This is a genomic window from Sinomicrobium oceani, assembly GCF_900119185.1.
GTDB lineage: Bacteria > Bacteroidota > Bacteroidia > Flavobacteriales > Flavobacteriaceae > Sinomicrobium > Sinomicrobium oceani.
The window spans coordinates 23,424-42,106 of record NZ_FPJE01000036.1; the positions used below are offsets into that span (position 1 = coordinate 23,424).

General features: G+C 44.2%; 16 protein-coding genes, 2 rRNA genes and 1 other RNA gene. 9 read left to right on the top strand and 10 right to left on the bottom strand.

From position 1 onward, the window contains the following. The first annotated feature begins 20 nt into the window (after window positions 1-20). Together BT112_RS20205 and BT112_RS20210 are read left to right on the top strand one after the other, a co-directional pair. Window positions 21-185: a YqaE/Pmp3 family membrane protein gene (locus tag BT112_RS20205; protein ID WP_072319279.1), complete on the top strand. Its 165-nt coding sequence runs from the start codon at window positions 21-23 to the stop codon at window positions 183-185. After that, window positions 185-1,291, top strand: coding sequence for an endonuclease/exonuclease/phosphatase family protein (locus BT112_RS20210; protein WP_072319280.1), 1,107 nt, complete (start codon window positions 185-187; stop codon window positions 1,289-1,291). The genes BT112_RS20205 and BT112_RS20210 overlap by 1 nt, the downstream gene beginning before the upstream one ends. 13 nt (window positions 1,292-1,304) lie before the next feature. Here the strand turns inward: BT112_RS20210 and BT112_RS20215 are convergent, their stop codons facing one another. Continuing rightward, entirely contained in the window at window positions 1,305-2,507 is a 1,203-nt protein-coding gene (locus BT112_RS20215) for an NAD(P)-dependent oxidoreductase (RefSeq protein ID WP_072319281.1), read from the bottom strand. Between the two features lie 136 nt (window positions 2,508-2,643). On the opposite strand from BT112_RS20215, the gene ssrA reads away from it, so the two are divergent. Further along, window positions 2,644-3,041: a transfer-messenger RNA gene (gene ssrA, locus BT112_RS20220) on the top strand. Between the two features lie 123 nt (window positions 3,042-3,164). Here the strand turns inward: ssrA and BT112_RS20225 are convergent. The 4 genes from BT112_RS20225 to BT112_RS20240 all read right to left on the bottom strand — a co-directional run bounded on the left by BT112_RS20225 (window position 3,165) and on the right by BT112_RS20240 (window position 8,735). Next, a complete protein-coding gene (locus BT112_RS20225) occupies window positions 3,165-4,313 on the bottom strand; it encodes a PepSY-associated TM helix domain-containing protein (RefSeq protein ID WP_072319282.1) in 1,149 nt (382 codons plus the stop codon). Between the two features lie 16 nt (window positions 4,314-4,329). After that, window positions 4,330-6,939 (bottom strand): TonB-dependent receptor, encoded by a 2,610-nt coding sequence (locus tag BT112_RS20230; protein WP_217652449.1) that lies wholly within the window; start codon window positions 6,937-6,939, stop codon window positions 4,330-4,332. 144 nt (window positions 6,940-7,083) lie between these two features. After that, window positions 7,084-8,055, bottom strand: a complete 972-nt coding sequence (locus BT112_RS20235; RefSeq protein WP_072319283.1) for a FecR family protein — start codon at window positions 8,053-8,055, stop codon at window positions 7,084-7,086. A 122-nt stretch (window positions 8,056-8,177) separates the two neighbouring features. Continuing rightward, window positions 8,178-8,735, bottom strand: a complete 558-nt coding sequence (locus BT112_RS20240) for an RNA polymerase sigma-70 factor (RefSeq protein WP_072319284.1) — start codon at window positions 8,733-8,735, stop codon at window positions 8,178-8,180. A 117-nt stretch (window positions 8,736-8,852) separates the two neighbouring features. On the opposite strand from BT112_RS20240, the gene BT112_RS20245 reads away from it, so the two are divergent. From BT112_RS20245 to ygiD, 4 genes are all read left to right on the top strand, one after another. Continuing rightward, entirely contained in the window at window positions 8,853-9,437 is a 585-nt protein-coding gene (locus BT112_RS20245) for a Crp/Fnr family transcriptional regulator (protein ID WP_072319285.1), read from the top strand. Window positions 9,438-9,522: 85 nt separating this feature from the next. Further along, entirely contained in the window at window positions 9,523-10,191 is a 669-nt protein-coding gene (locus BT112_RS20250) for an NADPH-dependent F420 reductase (RefSeq protein WP_217652450.1), read from the top strand. A gap of 18 nt (window positions 10,192-10,209) precedes the next feature. Then, window positions 10,210-10,791 (top strand): YceI family protein, encoded by a 582-nt coding sequence (locus BT112_RS20255; RefSeq protein WP_072319286.1) that lies wholly within the window; start codon window positions 10,210-10,212, stop codon window positions 10,789-10,791. A 78-nt stretch (window positions 10,792-10,869) separates the two neighbouring features. Continuing rightward, window positions 10,870-11,751: a 4,5-DOPA-extradiol-dioxygenase gene (gene ygiD / locus BT112_RS20260; RefSeq protein WP_072319287.1), complete on the top strand. Its 882-nt coding sequence runs from the start codon at window positions 10,870-10,872 to the stop codon at window positions 11,749-11,751. Window positions 11,752-11,760: 9 nt separating this feature from the next. Here the strand turns inward: ygiD and BT112_RS20265 are convergent, their stop codons facing one another. Next, window positions 11,761-12,684 (bottom strand): AraC family transcriptional regulator, encoded by a 924-nt coding sequence (locus BT112_RS20265; RefSeq protein WP_072319288.1) that lies wholly within the window; start codon window positions 12,682-12,684, stop codon window positions 11,761-11,763. A 221-nt stretch (window positions 12,685-12,905) separates the two neighbouring features. Between BT112_RS20265 and BT112_RS20270 the strand changes: the two genes are divergently transcribed. Continuing rightward, a complete protein-coding gene (locus tag BT112_RS20270) occupies window positions 12,906-14,405 on the top strand; it encodes an aldehyde dehydrogenase family protein (RefSeq protein ID WP_072319289.1) in 1,500 nt (499 codons plus the stop codon). A 72-nt stretch (window positions 14,406-14,477) separates the two neighbouring features. Further along, complete coding sequence (locus BT112_RS20275) at window positions 14,478-14,834, top strand: DUF779 domain-containing protein (protein WP_072319290.1); 357 nt, start codon at window positions 14,478-14,480, stop codon at window positions 14,832-14,834. A gap of 10 nt (window positions 14,835-14,844) precedes the next feature. Here BT112_RS20275 and BT112_RS20280 read toward each other — a convergent pair whose 3' ends face one another. The 4 genes from BT112_RS20280 to BT112_RS20295 all read right to left on the bottom strand — a co-directional run. Continuing rightward, complete coding sequence (locus BT112_RS20280; RefSeq protein WP_072319291.1) at window positions 14,845-16,062, bottom strand: OprO/OprP family phosphate-selective porin; 1,218 nt, start codon at window positions 16,060-16,062, stop codon at window positions 14,845-14,847. 246 nt (window positions 16,063-16,308) lie between these two features. Continuing rightward, window positions 16,309-18,114 carry a GNAT family N-acyltransferase gene (locus BT112_RS20285; protein WP_072319292.1) on the bottom strand — a complete coding sequence of 602 codons (1,806 nt, stop codon included), beginning with the start codon at window positions 18,112-18,114 and terminating at the stop codon, window positions 16,309-16,311. A 267-nt stretch (window positions 18,115-18,381) separates the two neighbouring features. Then, a 5S ribosomal RNA gene (rrf, locus tag BT112_RS20290) occupies window positions 18,382-18,489 on the bottom strand. A 75-nt stretch (window positions 18,490-18,564) separates the two neighbouring features. Continuing rightward, window positions 18,565-18,683, bottom strand: a 23S ribosomal RNA gene (locus BT112_RS20295); the annotation flags it as partial.

Here is an 18,683-nt window from a genome sequence, read left to right on the forward strand (position 1 = left end):
TTTTTAAAACCATACATATTATGAGTATACTGAGATTAATATGCGCCATTCTTTTACCGCCATTAGGAGTGTTCCTGACCGTAGGTCTTAAAGGAGCCTTCTGGTTGAACATTCTTTTAACCTTACTTGGATTCCTCCCGGGAATTATTCATGCTATCTGGGTTATTGCCAAACACGATAACTAATGCAAATACCGGAAATAACAGCCTTTGTGCTTTCTTCCGTCTTTATGATATCCACACTCGCCCCACTAATCCGGTGGGACGATTGGTGGATTCGTATCTTCGACTTTCCAAGACTTCAATTATGGCTGATAGGATTGACAGGGTTCATCCTATGTCTTTGCTTTTTCCATTTTTCCGGTCCTTTCCATTATATTTTTGCAGCAGCCCTCCTGGCCTGCCTGATTTTTCAGACTTCAAAAATACTCCCCTATACCAGGCTTTACCACCAGGAAGTCATTCGGTTTAAGGGAAAGCAGGATGCCGAGAACCGGGTTTCGGTATTAGTGAGTAATGTACTGACTCCCAACAGAAATTCGGATAAACTCATTGAGATTATCCGAAAAAAGAAACCGAACATGTTCCTGACCCTCGAAACCGATTTATGGTGGGAGGATAAACTGGACGAATTGGAGAAGGATTATCCCTATACCGTAAAGATCCCGCTGGATAATTTGTACGGAATGCATCTCTACTCCAACCTGGAGCTCGAAAATGCCAAAACAAAATTTCTGATCAAGGATGATATCCCCTCCATCGAAGCCTATGTAAAACTTCCCTCAGGGAAAAAAGTAAAAATTTACTGTCTGCATCCCATGCCTCCGAGCCCTACGGAAAGTGATACTTCTACGGACAGGGATGCCGAACTGCTGCTCGTAGGGAAGAAAGTGAAAAAAGCAGATGAGACCACATTGGTATTCGGCGACCTCAACGATGTAGCCTGGTCTTACACCACCATACTTTTCCGAAAGATCAGCGGGTTACTCGATCCGAGGATCGGCCGGGGGATGTTCAGTACATTTCACGCCAATTACTTTTTCCTGCGCTGGCCCCTGGATCATGTTTTTCACTCCAAAGATTTTATGCTCAATGAAATCAGGAGATTGCCGAGTATAGGGTCGGATCACTTTCCTATCTATGCCAGTCTGCAGTTTCGTCCGGTAGCCGAAAAGGTACAGGAAGAACCAGAAGCAGATGCAGAAGATGAAGACCTGGCCCGGGAAAAAATAGATAAAGCAGACCCTATCGTTAAAACAGAGAAAACCCAGTACAAAGCATTTTCGCTCTGATTGGCACGACTGCTTATTTTCCGGCTACATAATCCCGAAGATAAGCAAAACGTTCGGTCAACTTACCTCCGAAAGTCATACGCGCCCTTTCCAGAACGCCATCCTGGTCACCGTTGAAAAATGCAGGAATGACATAGGTCATAAACATATCTCCGAAACCTTCACTGGCATCTCTGGGCAATTCGCAAGGCAGATTATCAACGGCCATAACTGCTATAGCCCCTTCTTTCCTGTAATCTGTTTCCTCCCCTGTTACACGATCGTAACCGTATACCGGATCGGCGATCGTCGAAGCCCTGATAGTCGAAGCTACGGGCCCGTCGATGTCACAACTTATATCGGCCACAACACTGATCTTAAAACCGGAAGTAGCCGCATCTTGGCGTGTAAATAAATAAGGTGCCCCCTGCCCGTAAAAATGTCCGGCCATATAAAGATCGGTAACCCGGGCAAATCGCATGAAATCCGATTCGTAGGCTTCCGGATGTTTATAGAAATCCTCCGCAGAAGCTTTCGCACCGTCCTTCCGCTTGTTATAATCCAGCACATCGATCTGGCAATACACCGGCTCGGCGAAGTTGTCGGTCAGGTACTCATCAGGAAGCACTTCCCGAACTCCCATACCATCCAGCATTTCTTTGGCTCCTCCTCCTACTCTTCCTTTCCCGGTAAGCAGGATTTTAACAGCAGGCAATTCGGTTTTCCGCAGCACAGCGATAAGCTCCTGCTGGTCTGCAAGGGTCTCCGCCTTAGGAATGGTAAACAGACCGGTCTTTAATCCATAAGCACGGATGCCGTTGTATGCCCCCACAATGCCGGCATATCGGCCAAATGCCACAAGTCTTTGCCCATTGGGCGCTGTAATAACTTCATGGTCGTACAGCTCGATATTTCTATCGAGAATAGCCTCTAATAATTTTCGGTTATAAGGTTGCTTTTTTATCGTATGTGAAAAGAAAAAGTACTTTTTATCAGGTATAAGAGCCTCCGTAGGAACTTCCTTAACGCCAAGGAGAACATCGCAATGTGAAACATCACCGGTCAGCGTTACCCCGGCGTCTTCATAGTCCTTATCGGGAAATACCCTGATATCCGACGGTTCCACAAACAACTCGACATCAGGAAACTGCTGCTTCACTTTACGGCAGGCCACAGGTGAAAGTACCACGCGCTTGTCCGGGGGATTTTTGCGTTCCTTGACAATTCCTATTTTCATATAATGAGACGTTTTTAATCCTTTGGCATACTCTTTGAACCAAATGTAACCGTTGTTATGATGACCTACAAGGTTTTCGATGAATAATTTTTCGTACCTTTGTCCTCAAATTAAAAGACAACGTTCTTTACATACTGGGGTCGACTGGTTTTGACAGCGGGTCGAATTGAAATGTAAGCATGCAGAGCGCCGGGACACAGCTCTTAAATCTCATGTTTCACACCTTTTAAATGGCGAGAATAACTACGCTCTTGCTGCGTAATCTGAATTATAGTAGGATTTAGCCAAGTTTCCGCAAGGCGGAAAAGCAGGATGTCTCCGGATAGCCCTTGTTGACGGCGGTCCGCAAGGAGGCACCATAAAAGTCAACATAGAAACACTGTAGCTTCGTCAGTGTTTTAAACCTTAAGAAGCTAAGCATAGGATAGGCGGTTTTCGGTCAGCCCTATGTCGAAAAACAAACGAAAACTAAGCACGTAGAAAGCATTTTGATTGCCTGTTTGGACGAGAGTTCGATTCTCTCCGACTCCACTTTAAAATCCCTTGCAAACAAGTTGTTTGCAAGGGATTTTTTTTGAAGCAGTAATACATCTCATTACACCCGGCTGTATTCTATCTGTTTAGGAAACCTTCATCGCCAGGCAAACAGCATTGTTGTCAAGCCTTCCCCGGCTTCTTTTTTTTCCATGTCCTGTTATACCATATCAAAAAACCGGTAACAGGTAATGAGGCACAAATCAGCGATACGACAAACATCAGTATCTTACTCCCCAACCCCATAAAAGAACCTACGTGAAGATCGAAATTCATGGCCCTGACTTTCTGGGCCGTATTGAGGTCAGCCGTATCATAACTCCATAAAAAATCTCCAGTGCCCCGGTCGTAATAGCTCCAGTCGAAGTGATAGGTCCTTCCCTTTTCTTTTCTGACCTGAAAATCGTAAGGCGCGGTCTCCGAACTCCTAAACCTTATGGAAACCATATCTGCGCCGGGAAACCTGTCAAGTACATCGATCAGTGCCCGGTCCAGAGTATGCAGGGAATCATCCTTCGCAGGGTGGGACACAGGAATATGCTTTTCCGGTTTTTCCCCTCCACCGCTGAATGTAACGTATAAGGTATTCTCCACCCATGAAAACGTATAAACCAGTCCGGTAACAGCAAGCACCAGTGCCGGGATGAGTATGTAAAATCCCCATACGTTATGCAGATCATAGTTCAGGCGTTTAAAACGGGCATTCCATTTTACCTTTAAACTTTGCTTCAGTGTCCTTAGGTTCCATTTTCTGGGCCACCATAGTACAAGTCCGCTAAGCAAAAGAAAAACGAATATAAGCACGGAATACCCGACTACATAATGACCGGCTTTCTTTCCGAGTAGCAGATTCATGTGCAGACTGAGTATAAGCTGAAAAAATTCGTTCCGGGTATCCTCTACACGGATGACCTCTGCGGTGTAGGGGTTGACATAGACACGGTAGTAATACCGGAAATAATTCCAATGCCCTATACCATCAGGATCGACATCCATAGCTCTGAAAACCCAGCTCCTATCCGGTGCGGGAAAGAGATCGCAACGGCTTATTTCGTATTCGGGACCCAGGGCTGCACCGGCATTATCCAACATTTCCGACAAAGGTTTCCTCCCGTCCTCAGCAGGTGTAACAAAGAGACGATCTTCATAAACCACAGCCTTGATCTCATCGACAAATACATACACACAACCGGTGAGACTTACTACCAACACAACGATTCCGGTGATAAGTCCCAGCCAGAGATGAAGCCATGCATTTAATTTCGAAAACATAAACCGTGGTCTTTAATTAAAACGAATAGGTAAAGTTAAGACTCGCCCGCGTTCCGTATCCCATATAGTAACGGTCGTTGTGTGCACTGTACTGACTGTAAAAAGGATAATAGGAATTATTAAAAAGGTTTTCAACACCCAGGCTGCATTTAAAGGCTTCCGTAATTTTGAAGGTACTATTCAGGTTAAAAAGGTTCACCGAATGCACCGGTCCTTCTCCCGTACGGTACATCCCGTTTTCCTGTGGTGCAAAACGATCTCGATGCCCGGTATACACCCAGAACAATTGTATCTTAAAACGGTCTGACGGCTTATACTGTACGTTTGCCGTAGCCTTGGGCGGTGCTATACGGGAGTACCCCAGGAACACTCTACTCCCGTCTTCCTGCTCGGCCTTACCTTCTACATAAGCATAGGTAGCCCCGAGAGACCATTGCGGGTTGATATGGGCATCGGCTGTGAACTCAAAACCGTGTATACGCTCCGGAGCTCTTTTGGGAATGAGCGTTCCGTATTCGTTGGCCACAAGATTGGCGCCGAGTTTTGAAGTGCTCACATAAAAAGCCCCCGTAAGATGAAATACGGAAAAACGGCTGTCTGCTCCAACCTCATAATTATTGGTAATAATGGCATCTGTTTTAAGGTCGGACAGCGTACTTTCTTCGGCGGCACGCACTACTCTCCCCAGTTCGTTCAGACCGAAGGCCTGGGAAAAACTCACAAACGGATTGAAATAATCAAACCTGGTGTATCGCAGCCCGGCATTGAACATCGTAGCCTTGTAATTTATGGTTCCACCGGTTACGCCAATACTGCCTTCCCCGTCGGGCCCCTTAGGGAGCGTCTGAAAATCTTTGACCTTTACACTAGCATTTTCATAACGCAAACCACCTTTAAATACAAAATCATCCCATAGTGTAGCCTTTACCTGCAGATACGGGGCAACATTGGTCATATCCATATCCGGAACATACACCCGGCCGTCGAGCAGGGGCTGGCTGGTAACGTCCCCCAGAATATCCGCTCCATAAACTACGTTCCCGGTAACCTTTTGGCCAAACTGCCACGGGGTATGCAGGTTCAGGCGCAATCCCTTTTTGATGGAACTGATCTGCGACTGTCCCGGTCCGTACCAGCCGGAGGCACTTTCTATATAGCGGTTGGTAGAAAGAAAGCGGTTATAGTAGGCCGAAAATTCCATAGAAGTATCCCCGAAAAGATCGTCATGCCTGTAACTGAGATATACATTATGATTCTGAGGAGTTCCTGAAGGTGCCCCGGGGTTTTCTCCTTTTACACCGTATGCAGGACGCTCCGGATACGTACCGGGCTGGTTGATATAATCGGTATCCTGCATACTCCTGAAGTAATTATAAGCTACCGTCAGTTTGGCCGAGGGTGTAAAGTCGTATGCTGCCTTCGCATATACATTGGCAGAGTACGATTCGGAAAGTCCGTCGTCATAAGCCAGAACGTTACCATCACCATCCCTGAATATACCTATGGAATTATACGTTCCGCTGACTACATAAGAAAATTTATCCAGCTTTCCGTTGAATAGCTGAGATACACGATATCCCAGTGAGTTCGAAGGGTGAAAAACATGCCCGGACGCTCCGACCAGGGTTTGCCCGCTTATTTTCTTATCGGATTCCGGATTTTTAGTAATATAATTGATAATACCTCCTCCGGAACCGTTACCGTAGATAGATGTAGCTCCTTTTATAACTTCCACCCTACGGATCACCATAGGGTCAAGCGAACGGATGTCCCGGTTTCCATTGAGTAAAGGAGTCGACTGCGGAATACCGTCAATCAGTACCAATACACTCCTTCCCCGTAGCGTCTGTCCTGAATTTGTTGCCTTATTGCTGGTAGGCCCCAGACCCGGTATGGTAAAACTTAGAATATCACTGATCGACGTATTGATGTTCATCTGATCTTCGATATCCCCGGCTCCCAGAATCGTCACGGAAGAAGGTACTTCATCAATACTCTCTTTTACCCTTCCGGCAGTAACCACCACTTCCGAAAGATGGTTGTTCTGGGTAAGCATAACATCGAGAGTCACTGTCTGTCCGCTAAAAACATCGACCTGGGCAGACGCTTTGTTAAATCCTACGGCACTGATGTTTACCTTCCTGTTTCCGGCTTCCACATCATGCATGACATATACCCCTTCCTCGTCTGTATGGGCCGAATTGGTATTCGATATACTTACAAAAGCATAAGGCACAGGCAACCCGTCATCTCCCCGTACCACACCTCGTATCGTCCCGAATCCTCTCCGGGGTTGCAGACGTATCTGGCGCCCGTCCACCCGGATTCCCCCGGCCTGTGTACCGAGGATATCCCGGAGCACTTGTTGCAACCGGACACCCTGATAGGATACCGTTACTCTTTTTTCGAGATCGATCATATCCGGGCTGTAACTGAATTCGTATCCTGTTTGTTCTTCTATAGCATCCAGTACCTGTTTTACAGTCACTTCTTCCATACGCAGATCGAGGTTTTTATCGAGAATTTTCTCCTGGGCACTTGCAGAGGTCAGCGCCATAAAGTACAATAGTACAATGACGGGTAACTGATAGTTCAATGTAAAAAGTCGTATTAAAAAAGAATTCATATTTTTGATTACTTGCGATTATTTTATGTGTCTTGCATAATGGTTGCGATAAGCCCGGTAACGGCGTTTGGCGACAAGTTACCGGGTGTTTTTATAGCTGGAGCAGCCGGTTATTCTATGAGGTATTGTACATTTTGGTATATTTTATAAATAAACAAAGACTTCTTTTTGCCGGATATCATAACTGACATTCAGCAAGTAGGACAGGTTATCCATAAAAGCATGGAGCGTCTGCTTCGGAAAGCGTCCTTTGATCCTGACCTTCTCCAATTCGGGATTTTTTACAGTCATTCTTATTCCGTACCAACGTTCTATGACGGGAATCGCTTCTTCAAGCAACAGGTTATCGAACTTCAGGACCCCATCCATCCATTCCGTTACATCGTTATCTTTTACCTTTTCCTCGTACAGGGTGTCATTGCCCAGGAGAACAGCGCGATCATACTTTTCCAGAAAAAGAACCTGTGTCGTGTCTATCCCAGAAAAGGCGACCTTACCATGGTTTACGGTAATCTCACTGTTTTTTTCTTCTTCAAAATCCCGAAGATTAAATTCCGTGCCTAAAACCTTGGTCCGGGTACGGGAAGTCCTTACCAGGAAAGGATGTTCCGGGTCTTTGGCGACACGAAAAAAACCTTCCCCATGAAGTTCTACCATACGCTCTTTTTCCATGAAACGTTCCGGAAAACGGAAAGTACTCCCGGAATTCAGATGAACCGTAGTACTGTCTGAAAGAATAAGGGTTATTTTTTGTCCGTAAGGCACTGATACTTCCCGATAGACAGGTTGTTCCGTCTCTTCCGCAAAGAAGTTTGAATATTCAGGAGCCACATAATAACAGCACAAAAATATTATGACCACCGCGGCAGCCATAAGTGCTTTCACCGAAGACGATAAACGATTTTTTTTTCTGATGGAACTCTGTGTACTCTCCTGTATTTTTTCAAACAGTGCTTTACGCATCCGTTTTTCTTCGGTTTCCCTGTCTATATAATCCGGGAGCTTATATTCCTCCGAAGGTGCTCCCTGCTTCAGCCACTGCTCTACTTTTTCGACCTCTGTTACGGAACATTTTCCCTCGCTGTAGCGCCGTAGTATTTCGGAATCCAACTCCATAGTTTTGCGGTTTACTATACCAATAGTTCCACAAGCCGCAAAAAACCCTTAGTCCCTTCGGGAAAAATTAAAGTGTATACGGAAAAAGCGTGCTTTGGGTGAATAAATACCGGAAAAAGGAACTAAAATCCGAGCTGTCGTATCCTGCCCTTCAGAAATTTCAACGCCTTGGAGAGGTGCGCTTCTACGGTTTTCTCGGAAAGGTCCAGTTTCAGGGCAATCTCCCTGATCTTCAAACCTTCGTTCCTACTCATTACATAGACCTGGCGGCTGCGATTCGGAAGTTCTGCTGTGATCAGCCGTAACTGCCATTGAAGGTCCTTATACAGGATATATTCCTGTGTGTTGCAGGTTTCGTTACGGACACCTTGCCCTACATCGGATATCTTTTTTTCAGCATAGGCTTTATCCCTGTAATATTTCGCGATTTTCAACCGGGCGCCGCTAAAGAGATAATGTCCGATATTGGTTTTGATCTCTACTTTTTTCCGGCGTTCCCAAAGCGATAAAAAAAGATCCTGAACCATTTCTCTCGATCCTTCATCATCGTTCGTGTGAGATAGACAAAAAGCAAACAGCTTTTCCCAATATCGGCCGAATAATTCGTTGAACAATCCTTCGTTCAGCCAATTCTTGGTACTGTTATTCTGAAAATATAATCTGTCCGCTTTGTTTTTCATGGTTACGAATGCAAATATATATTTTTAAAAAGACTTATTCTAAATAAAGTTTTTTATCATTGGTATCACACCTACTTTCAGCTTTCAGAATATCAATAATTTATTTATCTTGTAGACATGTATAGAGTATATTTTGAGAATTTCCGACAAAAAGTTGCGCTGACCGAGGAAGAGCAGGAACTTATTCAGGCGCATCTCATGACCAGGAAAATCCGGAAAAAGCTATATATTCTTCGGGAAAAGGATATATGTAAATTTGTTGTTTTTGTCGAAAAAGGACTTTTAAAATCATATTCTACCGGAGAAAACGGAGCCGAACACATCATACAATTTGCTCCTGAAAACCAGTTTATCCTGGACATCTACAGCTTTCTTACCGGTGAGCAGGCCACTTATAACATCCAGGCTGTAGAAGATTCGGAACTTATTATTATCTCGAAATCTTCTCATGAAACCCTGCTGAAGAAAAGTCACAAATATGAAACTTTCGTACGAATACTTGTTACCGATGCCTATATAGAGCTGCAACAAAGACTTAACGCCAATATTTCCCTGCACCCTGATGAACTTTATATTGCTTTTATGCACAAGTATGCCCATATCGCCCAACGGGTACCCCAACACATGATAGCATCCTATCTCGGGCTTGCCCCGGAAACACTGAGCCGGATCCGGAGAAAGATTGCCGGAAGGAATTCGTGATCGTCCCGAAAAATATTATTTCTTGACGAGAGTCATTGGTACACGTAAGGATCTTGCAGAGTTTTGTCAAACGGAAACCCAAATTATGAGAACGAAACAACATATAGCTATCATAGGGGCTACGGGAAGCATGGGCTCTGCTATATCCAAAAGCCTTTGCAGGGGCAATTACAGATTGTTACTCTGCGGACAGGACACTAAAAAAACAGAAAAACTGCTCGCCGAGATCAGGAGAGACTACCACAACGCCGATGTTACTATCGCTCCTTGTATTAAAGAAGCCTCTTGGGAAGCAGAAATTATAATTCTCGCAGTACCTTGTTGTACGGAAAAGGAAATAGCGGAAAGAATACGGAAAGTGGTAAATCAGAAAATTATAATCAGCCTGACCAATCCGGTTCACAAAGACCTGAAAAGCATGGTTACCGATGTCAATAGCAGTGCTACCGAAGCACTGCAACAGCTATTACCCTATGCGAAAGTCATCAAGGCATTCTGTACGACTTTTGCTGCGGATTTCGAAACTCCCGTCATCGATGGCAACCGATTTGATGCCTTCATTGCAGGCAACGATACCGAAGCGCTTGAGAATGTATCCGAACTGATAAGCTGCTCGGGATTCAACCCTGTCATTGTCGGTGACCTTTCTGCCAGCCAGACCTTAGAAAGAATGCAGTTCCTCCTTATCCAGCTCGATCTGAAAATGATTATGGCCGAAAAGCAGGCTGGAAAATCTTACATCATTAATTCTTAACCTTTAAATTTTAACCTTATGAAAAAGTTAGTTGTCATTGCTATCGCTTTTCTCACTTTAAGCGCATTTACTACTATAGGTAACACTTGGAAAAGCGACCCGCCACATACCCAGCTCGGATTTACCGTTACCCATCTTGGCATTAACGATATCTCCGGAGCATTTGAAGATGTATCTATCACCCTCAATGCCAAGGGAGAAGACCTTAGAGATGCTGCGTTTAGCCTGGTTGCTCAAACGGTATCTGTAGACACCAGGGTAGACGCCAGAAACAATCACCTGAAAAGTACCGATTTCTTTAATGCGGAAAAATATCCTGAAATGAGCTTTACAAGTACGGAGATAAAAAAGGAAGGAAACAACAGGTATTCCCTCACCGGAGAGCTCAGTCTTCACGGTATTACCAAAACCGTACATCTCAATGTTCTCGACAGGGGTCTGGTAACAAACCCGATGAGCAATAAGGAAACCCGGGGAATCCAGGTTAGCGGTACTATAAAACGTTCTGACTTCGGGATAGGAGAAAAATTTCCGGAAGCCGTGATCAGCGATGAAGTACGTATTATTGCGAATGCCGAATTCCTTCAGGACGAAAATTAAAAAAAACCACGAAAGAATATCAAACCCGGTATGCCATTCCGGGTTTTGAATTTTGTGTCCCCATAACCTGATCATAATATGGATCGAAAAAACTTTATCAAATCCGTAATGGCGGGAGCTGCCGGAGAGTCTTCCCTCTCTTCCTTCCATACCCTGACCTCGGGGCTCAAAGAGAACGGAAAAGTGATGCCTGTACTTTTTATAGGCCACGGTTCGCCTATGAATGGCATAGAAAATAACGAGTTTTCAAACGGCTGGAAAAAAACAGCTGAAGCACTCCCTACCCCAACGGCGATTCTCGTGATCTCCGCACACTGGTATACGAAAGGAACCCGGGTTACCACCATGGATTTTCCTGAGACCATTCACGATTTCGGGGGATTTCCCGAAGCGCTTTACGACGTACAATATCCGGCTCCAGGAAGTCCGGAACTGGCTAAAGAAACTTCTGAACTCATCCGGTCCGCATCTGTCATTCCCGACCACGAATGGGGACTCGATCACGGGGCCTGGGTCATTACCAGGCACATGTATCCGGATGCCGACATCCCCATAGTACAGCTTAGTATCGATTATTCCAAGCCACCCGAATATCACTACAGCCTCGGAAAAGAACTTTATAAACTGCGTAAAAAAGGAGTATTGATCCTCGGCAGTGGAAACATGGTGCACAACCTAAGAATGATAGCATGGGATAAAATGGAAGGTACGTACGGTTACGACTGGGCACTGGAACTCAACGAGACCTTTAAAAACCGGATCGCTACAAAAGATCACCGTTCGCTCATAGCTTACGACACCCTGGGAGAAGCTGCAAAAATAGCCATCCCTACACCGGAACACTATCTCCCCCTGCTATACACTCTGGGGTTACAGGACAGTAAAGACGAAACCTCGTTCTTTAACGATAAGGCCGTGGCCGGATCGCTTACCATGACTTCTGTGAAGATCGGACGTTAAAACAACGATTCAACCCGGTACTATCGAAGCCTTGAATTGCTGGGGTGTCATCAATTCCATTTTTTTGAACTGCCTGTTAAAATAACTGGTATTATTAAAACCAGACTTGAAGGCGATCTCCGATATGCGGAGTTCTTTTGATTCTTTGATCAGCTTTTTTGAAAATCTGATTTTCTCCGAATTGATGTAATCGATCGGTGAGACCCCCAGTGTGCTTTTAAATTTCTTGTGGAAGTGTGATACACTCATACAGGCTTTCCTGGCCAGTATATCTACGGAAATTTCCTTATCGGTGAGATTTTGCTTGATATACTTGATCACCATTCCAATTCGGGTATCATTAAAAACATCATCGTCCGTATTTTTCAGTAAAAAGGCTTTCGCTTTGGTTTGCAATAGCCTTACGATCAGCTCCTGTATCATCAGGTCCAGTAATATGTCCTTGGAGACCTCATTTTTGGTAAAGGTGTAAACCAGGCGTTTCACCAGGTAATCCACTTCGATATTGTGTAAGAGATGAGAAGCGGTACTGTCGAGTGCCCAGTTATGACTTTCCTTCTCCACGGCTATATCGGCGTTGAACCGCTCTACGACCTCCGTGATCTTTTCGGTATCTATTCCGAGGGTGAGACATTGCGTCGGATTATTTTTCCGTGCAAGCGGAAAATCGATCACCATTTCCTTTCCCGCCGGCATCACTACCGATTCGCCCGGAAAAAAATCAAAAGAAGACATGCCCTCAATATGCATTACTTTCTTACCGGTGAGCATACTCGCAATAACAGGAAAGTCGAACCGCAATGCGATCTTCTCGGCATACTCGTGCGTCTCGTAAATATTCAGTTCTGCATAATCCGCACTGTACGTAGTTTTATTCTCTACCAATGTAGTAAGTTTTCTACTGCTTTTATGATGCTTTAGTAAATGGTTCATACATATTAAGACTAAAATTAATAAAGGCGGTGAGGAATGATAGATTCGTACAACAATTTAATAAATATGTTCAAGAATATCACAATATCATAATATAAATTTATGATAATTAAAAATGTCGCAATCCGGACCTAAAAACAGAGGTTGTGTATTTCAAGAAAATTACCCTTAAAAAACAAGTAAAACAATCATTAAAGTCTAATAGATTTAATTGAAAAAAGATGAGTTATTCCAAGCCAAAGTTTAAGAAGACCTACGGAAATTTTATCAACGGAAAGTTTGTAGATCCCGTAGGAGGTGAATATTTTGAGAACCGGTCGCCGATAGACAACAGTCTAATTGCCAAATATCCCCGTTCGCAAAAGGAAGATGTAGAAATGGCACTTGACGCGGCCAATGCGGCTAAAGAAAGCTGGGGCAATACCCCGGCTGCAGAACGTGCCGCCCTGTTGTACAAGGTAGCGGACATTATCGAAGAAAACCTCGAAGAATTTGCACTTGTGGAGACCTGCGACAACGGGAAAGCCATACGTGAGACCCTCAATGCCGACGTACCTTTATCGGTAGACCACTGGCGTTATTTTGCAGCCTGCATACGGGCCGAAGAAGGAACGGCAACAGAACTTGATGCCAATACACTCTCTATGAATATCAAGGAACCACTCGGGGTGGTCGGGCAGATTATTCCGTGGAATTTCCCCTTACTCATGCTCTCCTGGAAACTTCCGCCTGCACTGGCCACCGGAAACTGTGTCGTTCTGAAGCCTGCTGAGCAGACACCTGCATCGGCAACGCTGCTCATGGAAAAAATAGCCGATGTTTTCCCTCCCGGAGTGGTCAACGTAATTCACGGATTTGGTCCTGAAGCCGGAAAACCCCTCGCATCGAGTTCGAAATTATCAAAAGTTGCATTTACAGGAGAAACCACTACAGGGCAACTTATTATGCAATATGCATCGAAGAACCTGAACCCGGTAACCATGGAACTCGGAGGGAAATCGCCCAACATATTCTTTAACAGTGTGATGGATGCGGACGACGATTATCTGGACAAAGCAATAGAAGGTGCCGTACTGTTTGCCTTTAATCAGGGAGAGGTATGTACCTGTCCTTCGCGCATGCTGGTACAGGAGAAAATTTATGACAAGTTCATGGAACGCGTTGTCAGGCGCACCAAAGCCATCGTACAGGACAACCCTTATGATACCAAAACCATGATGGGAGCCCAGGCCTCCAATGATCAGTATGAAAAGATAAAATCATACCTGGACATCGGTAAAGAAGAAGGTGCAAAAGTATTGTGCGGCGGAGAAGCCAATAAACTCGATGGTGATCTGGCCAATGGTTTCTACATCAAACCCACCATACTCGAAGGGCATAACAAGATGCGGGTTTTCCAGGAAGAGATCTTCGGCCCGGTGGTTTGTGTAACCAAATTCAAAGATGAAAAAGAAGCTATCGAAATAGCCAATGATACTTTGTATGGTCTCGGAGCCGGGGTATGGACCAGGGACGCCCACCAGTTATACCAGATTCCCAGGGCAATCAAAGCAGGCCGCGTATGGGTAAACTGCTATCATGCCTATCCGGCACACGCTCCTTTCGGCGGTTATAAAAAATCGGGCTTCGGAAGAGAAAATCACCTGATGATGCTCAATTACTACCGTCAGACCAAAAATATGCTGATCTCATACGACAAGAAGAAACTCGGTTTTTTCTAAAAAAACATGAAGTAGAATCTGAAAGGCTGAATCGTTTACGGGTTCAGCCTTTTATATGATAATTATACAAATATGCAACGAATAGCTATAACAGACCTTGCAGCAAAGACCGTACGTGAACTCAAAACGAAACATGGTGTACTGATCTTCCATCAGAGTGGTGGATGCTGTGACGGCTCCTCTCCGATGCTCCTGGAAAAAGATGATATCTATCTCGATGAAAGCGACGTATTATTGGGTCGTATAGAAGGTATCGATTTTTATATGAATAAAGATCAGTACGAATACTGGAAACACACACACCTCACTATCGATATCACCGAAGGACGGGGAGCGAGTTTTTCTTTGGAAATACCTTTAGGCAAACGCTTTATCACCCGTTCGAGATTACTGACCGAAGAAGAACGGAAATTTTTCGGGGACAACTGACTTCGGGCACTCAGAAGGATATGTCCCACTGCACTCTGAAACGGAATTTATCGTCTATACCATTATTTCCTACTTCGTAATCGAAATGACTGACCTCTACGGTGAGCTTGTTTTTATGCCGTTTAAAGAACCAGTTGAACCCAAGGGTAGCCTCCTCCTGAAAATCGCCCCTGATCTCCGTATCGGGTGTAAAGCGTGCATATCGCGCTGCAATTTCCAAGGGCCTGGGCCACCAGGCTATCAAAGCGTTGGCAAGATATCCTCCCTGCACATAAAATCCTTCCATCCTGGTTGTAGCATTGGTTTCGGTTAGACGATCGACAACCTGTTTGTGATGCCACTCCGATTGCCAGCTAAATCCGTTGTAGACCAGAGCGGTTTCCAGGTTGTACTGGTTCACCCGGTATTGCCCGGCAACACCGTCTTCAAAACCATTTAAAAATCCTCCTCCGGATTGCGAAAAACGAGTGTACGGACTTCTGTTTGTAACGCCTGCCAGGGCGATAATAGCTGCAGGTCTGGAATGAAATTCAAAATCGGTACTCTTGAAACCGATGTCTTCTCCCAGAAAATTCCATTGCAACCTTCCGAAGTACATCAGGTGTTTGTCGTCATTACTATCGGTTCCTCTTCCGGTTCCGGTAAACATACCGGCCCAGTAACTAAAATCGAGTATCCCGTTATTTTTTAATCTGCCGTATAGTTCTATGCCCTGCTGTCTGTCTACAGTAAAAGGGCGGTTTATAATGGATCGGTCCATAAGTCCCTGCTCTCCGCTACTTATCCTTCTTTCCCTCGAATATTCTACTTTCCATTGTCCGACCTTCAGTTTTAACCATTCCCACTTTTCTACCATTACACGAAAATCCAAAAGATTGGAACGCTGTAATTCGTATTCCCAATAGTACTTTAACCAGGGTTCATATACATTTCCTCCTACTTTCAGCCGTGCCCGGTTAACTTCAAACTGCCCATTGTTCTGACTGTTATAATCATCGAAAGTCACAGGGTCCTGGTCATCCGGAGTAGCAAAACGGAACTGCACTCTTCCCTGGATCTGAAGTAAATAACGCCGGTCCGAGGATTTGATTTCAAAGCCCCTGCTGCCGTAATCGATCTTCCATTCCGGGATCGAGTCTACAGATACTTGCTGAGCAAAACCAAGGGAACTAAAGAAAAGGTAGAAAAAAGAGAATACGAATAATACGGGATAAATACGGTTGGTCATTATGTACACTTCACTTTAAGCTATAATATAAACTGTCCCCATCCGAAATATGGTGAAATACAGATAATAAAAAAGTGCTTGACGTTCATAAAAACATTGACAAACAACGTTTTGAAGAACCGTAAACACCCTTAAAATAAAATGCAAAATTAGGAAATTCTTTGGTAATATGAACAGGGTTTTACCCGAAAGTTAATTTTGTATAAAGAACAACTTATAACACGCTCGGAACATCGCAGGCTCTGCTTATTTATCATTATTCATAAACTTTCGTTCCAGTTCCTCCTGAAATTCTTCCATAACTGGTTTTACAGTACTTTCCGGAAGATCCGCGATACGGATATACATAAGGCCGTCTACGGAGTTATTAAATAAAGGATCAACATTGAATGCCACTACCTTGGCATTCTGTTTTATATATTTTTTGATAAGTACCGGTAAACGCAGGTTCCCAGGTTCCACTTCATCGATGATACGATCAAATCTGTTGAGATCCGCCTCGGTCTCATCAAAGACAAAATCCTTATCGGCATCCTTGAGCTTTACCTTAAACTCTTTTTTGGGTTTTATATACTGGGCCACATAAGGATCGTAATAATTGGATTTCATAAATTCGATCATCAGTGACTTGGAAAAATTCGAAAACTGATTACTGATACTTACCCCCCCGATAAGGTATTTATGCTCGGGGTACCTAAGCGTTGTGTGTACAATACCTTTCCACAACAGGAACAACGGCATTGGTTTTTGCTGATATTCCTTGATGATAAACGCGCGTCCCATCTCAATAGATTCGCTCATCATTTTGTACAACTCGGGTTCGAACCGGAAAAGATCCTGCAGGTAAAAACCGTCGATCCCGTATGCCGAAAATATTTCCGACCCCAATCCCATACGATAAGCTCCTACGATACGTTTTTCTGCATTGTCCCACAAGAACATATGGTGGTAATAGGTATCAAAGTGATCCAGGTCCACAGCCTGATTTGTCCCCTCTCCGACTTCACGGAAAGTAATTTCCCTTAACCTTCCGATTTCCTGCAGAACATGGGGAATGCGCCCGGAAGGTGCCAGAAAGACCTCATAGTCTTTACTCTTCAGCAAACGGCAGTCATCTTCCCTGAGCTTACAGATCTCCGCGTCCATCAGTTCCGGTTCTACGGGAGTAATAATTTTCTTAGGAACCTTAGGTAATTTTAAAGAAGTAGGCACTTTGGTCAGCAAACTCTCCTTCTCGTACGGATTGGCCAGCATGTAAGTCTTTTTCCTCAGAAATTCGGTAAATGTTTCCAGGGTTTCGAATTCCCTTTGCGTCTCTACCGATATCGGACGGCCAATACGCACTTTAATTACCCTGTTCTTCTGTGTGAGCAGTTCGGAAGGCAATTTGGCCGTTCGCAAGGTATCGTTCATTTTGGCAAGCCTGTAAAACAAACGACTGTTCTTTGCATGAAAATATACCGGGATTACAGGCACTTCTGCTTTTTTTATAAGCTTCATCGCAGCTTCTTCCCAGGGTTTATCCACGATCAATTTACCATCTCTATAGGTAGAAACCTCACCTGCAGGAAATATCCCGAGCGGATGACCTTCCTTTAAATGCCGCAAAGACTGCTTGAACCCTGATATGCTCGACTTGGCATCCTTATGATCTTCAAAAGGATTGACAGGCATAATATAAGGTTCCAGGGGTTTTATACGATGTAAGAGAAAATTGGCTATGATTTTATAGTCCGGCCGTTCTTCGAGAAGCAGCTTGAGCAAGAGAATACCATCAATACCACCGAGAGGATGATTGGATATGGTGATATAGCTACCCTCTTTGGGCAATCGCTTCAGGTCTTCTTCCGGGATTTCGAAACGAATCTGAAATTCATCAAGTATGCCGTTGAGAAATTCGATATCACTGAGATGCTTGTTTCTGTTATATATTTTATTCAGTGTAGATATTTTAAGTAACTTCATCAGAAGCCAACCTATAAAGGTTCCGAAAACACCATACTTGTCAACATGAATTGCCTTTGCAACTTCTTTAGCCGTTACTAATCCCATTCGTTAATTGTTATGCGAACTACAAATTTAAACAAAATAGTTTCACTGTTTATTCTTACAAAGTAACTTAAATCCCGGACACTTCTTAACAGCTTGAGGATTAGACAGATTTATAGACAGATAAGCTGTTTTAATGCCCAACATTTCCGGGATCATCCGAATATCTGAAGAGTGCAGAATATCGACGGGTACCGATAAAAGATATTCCTATGATTTACTAACCTTACATCAAAAAAAAAACCCTTCACGTCTTGTGAAGGGTTTCGAAGAAGGCGGCGACATACTCTCCCGCTCTCGCAGTACCATCTGCGCTCATGGGCTTAACTACTCTGTTCGGTATGGTAAGAGGTGAGCCCCATGGCTATAACCACCTTAAATCTATGGCACAAAGGCCGATATCGTAACATATTGAGATAAAACAACACCATAAATACTAAAGTAAACAAGCGGTATTATAAGTTTACGGGTAATTAGTACTACTCGGCTAACACATTACTGCCTATACACCTGTAGCCTATCAACGTGGTCATCTCCCACGACCCTTTAAAGAAATCTCATCTTGTGGCGGG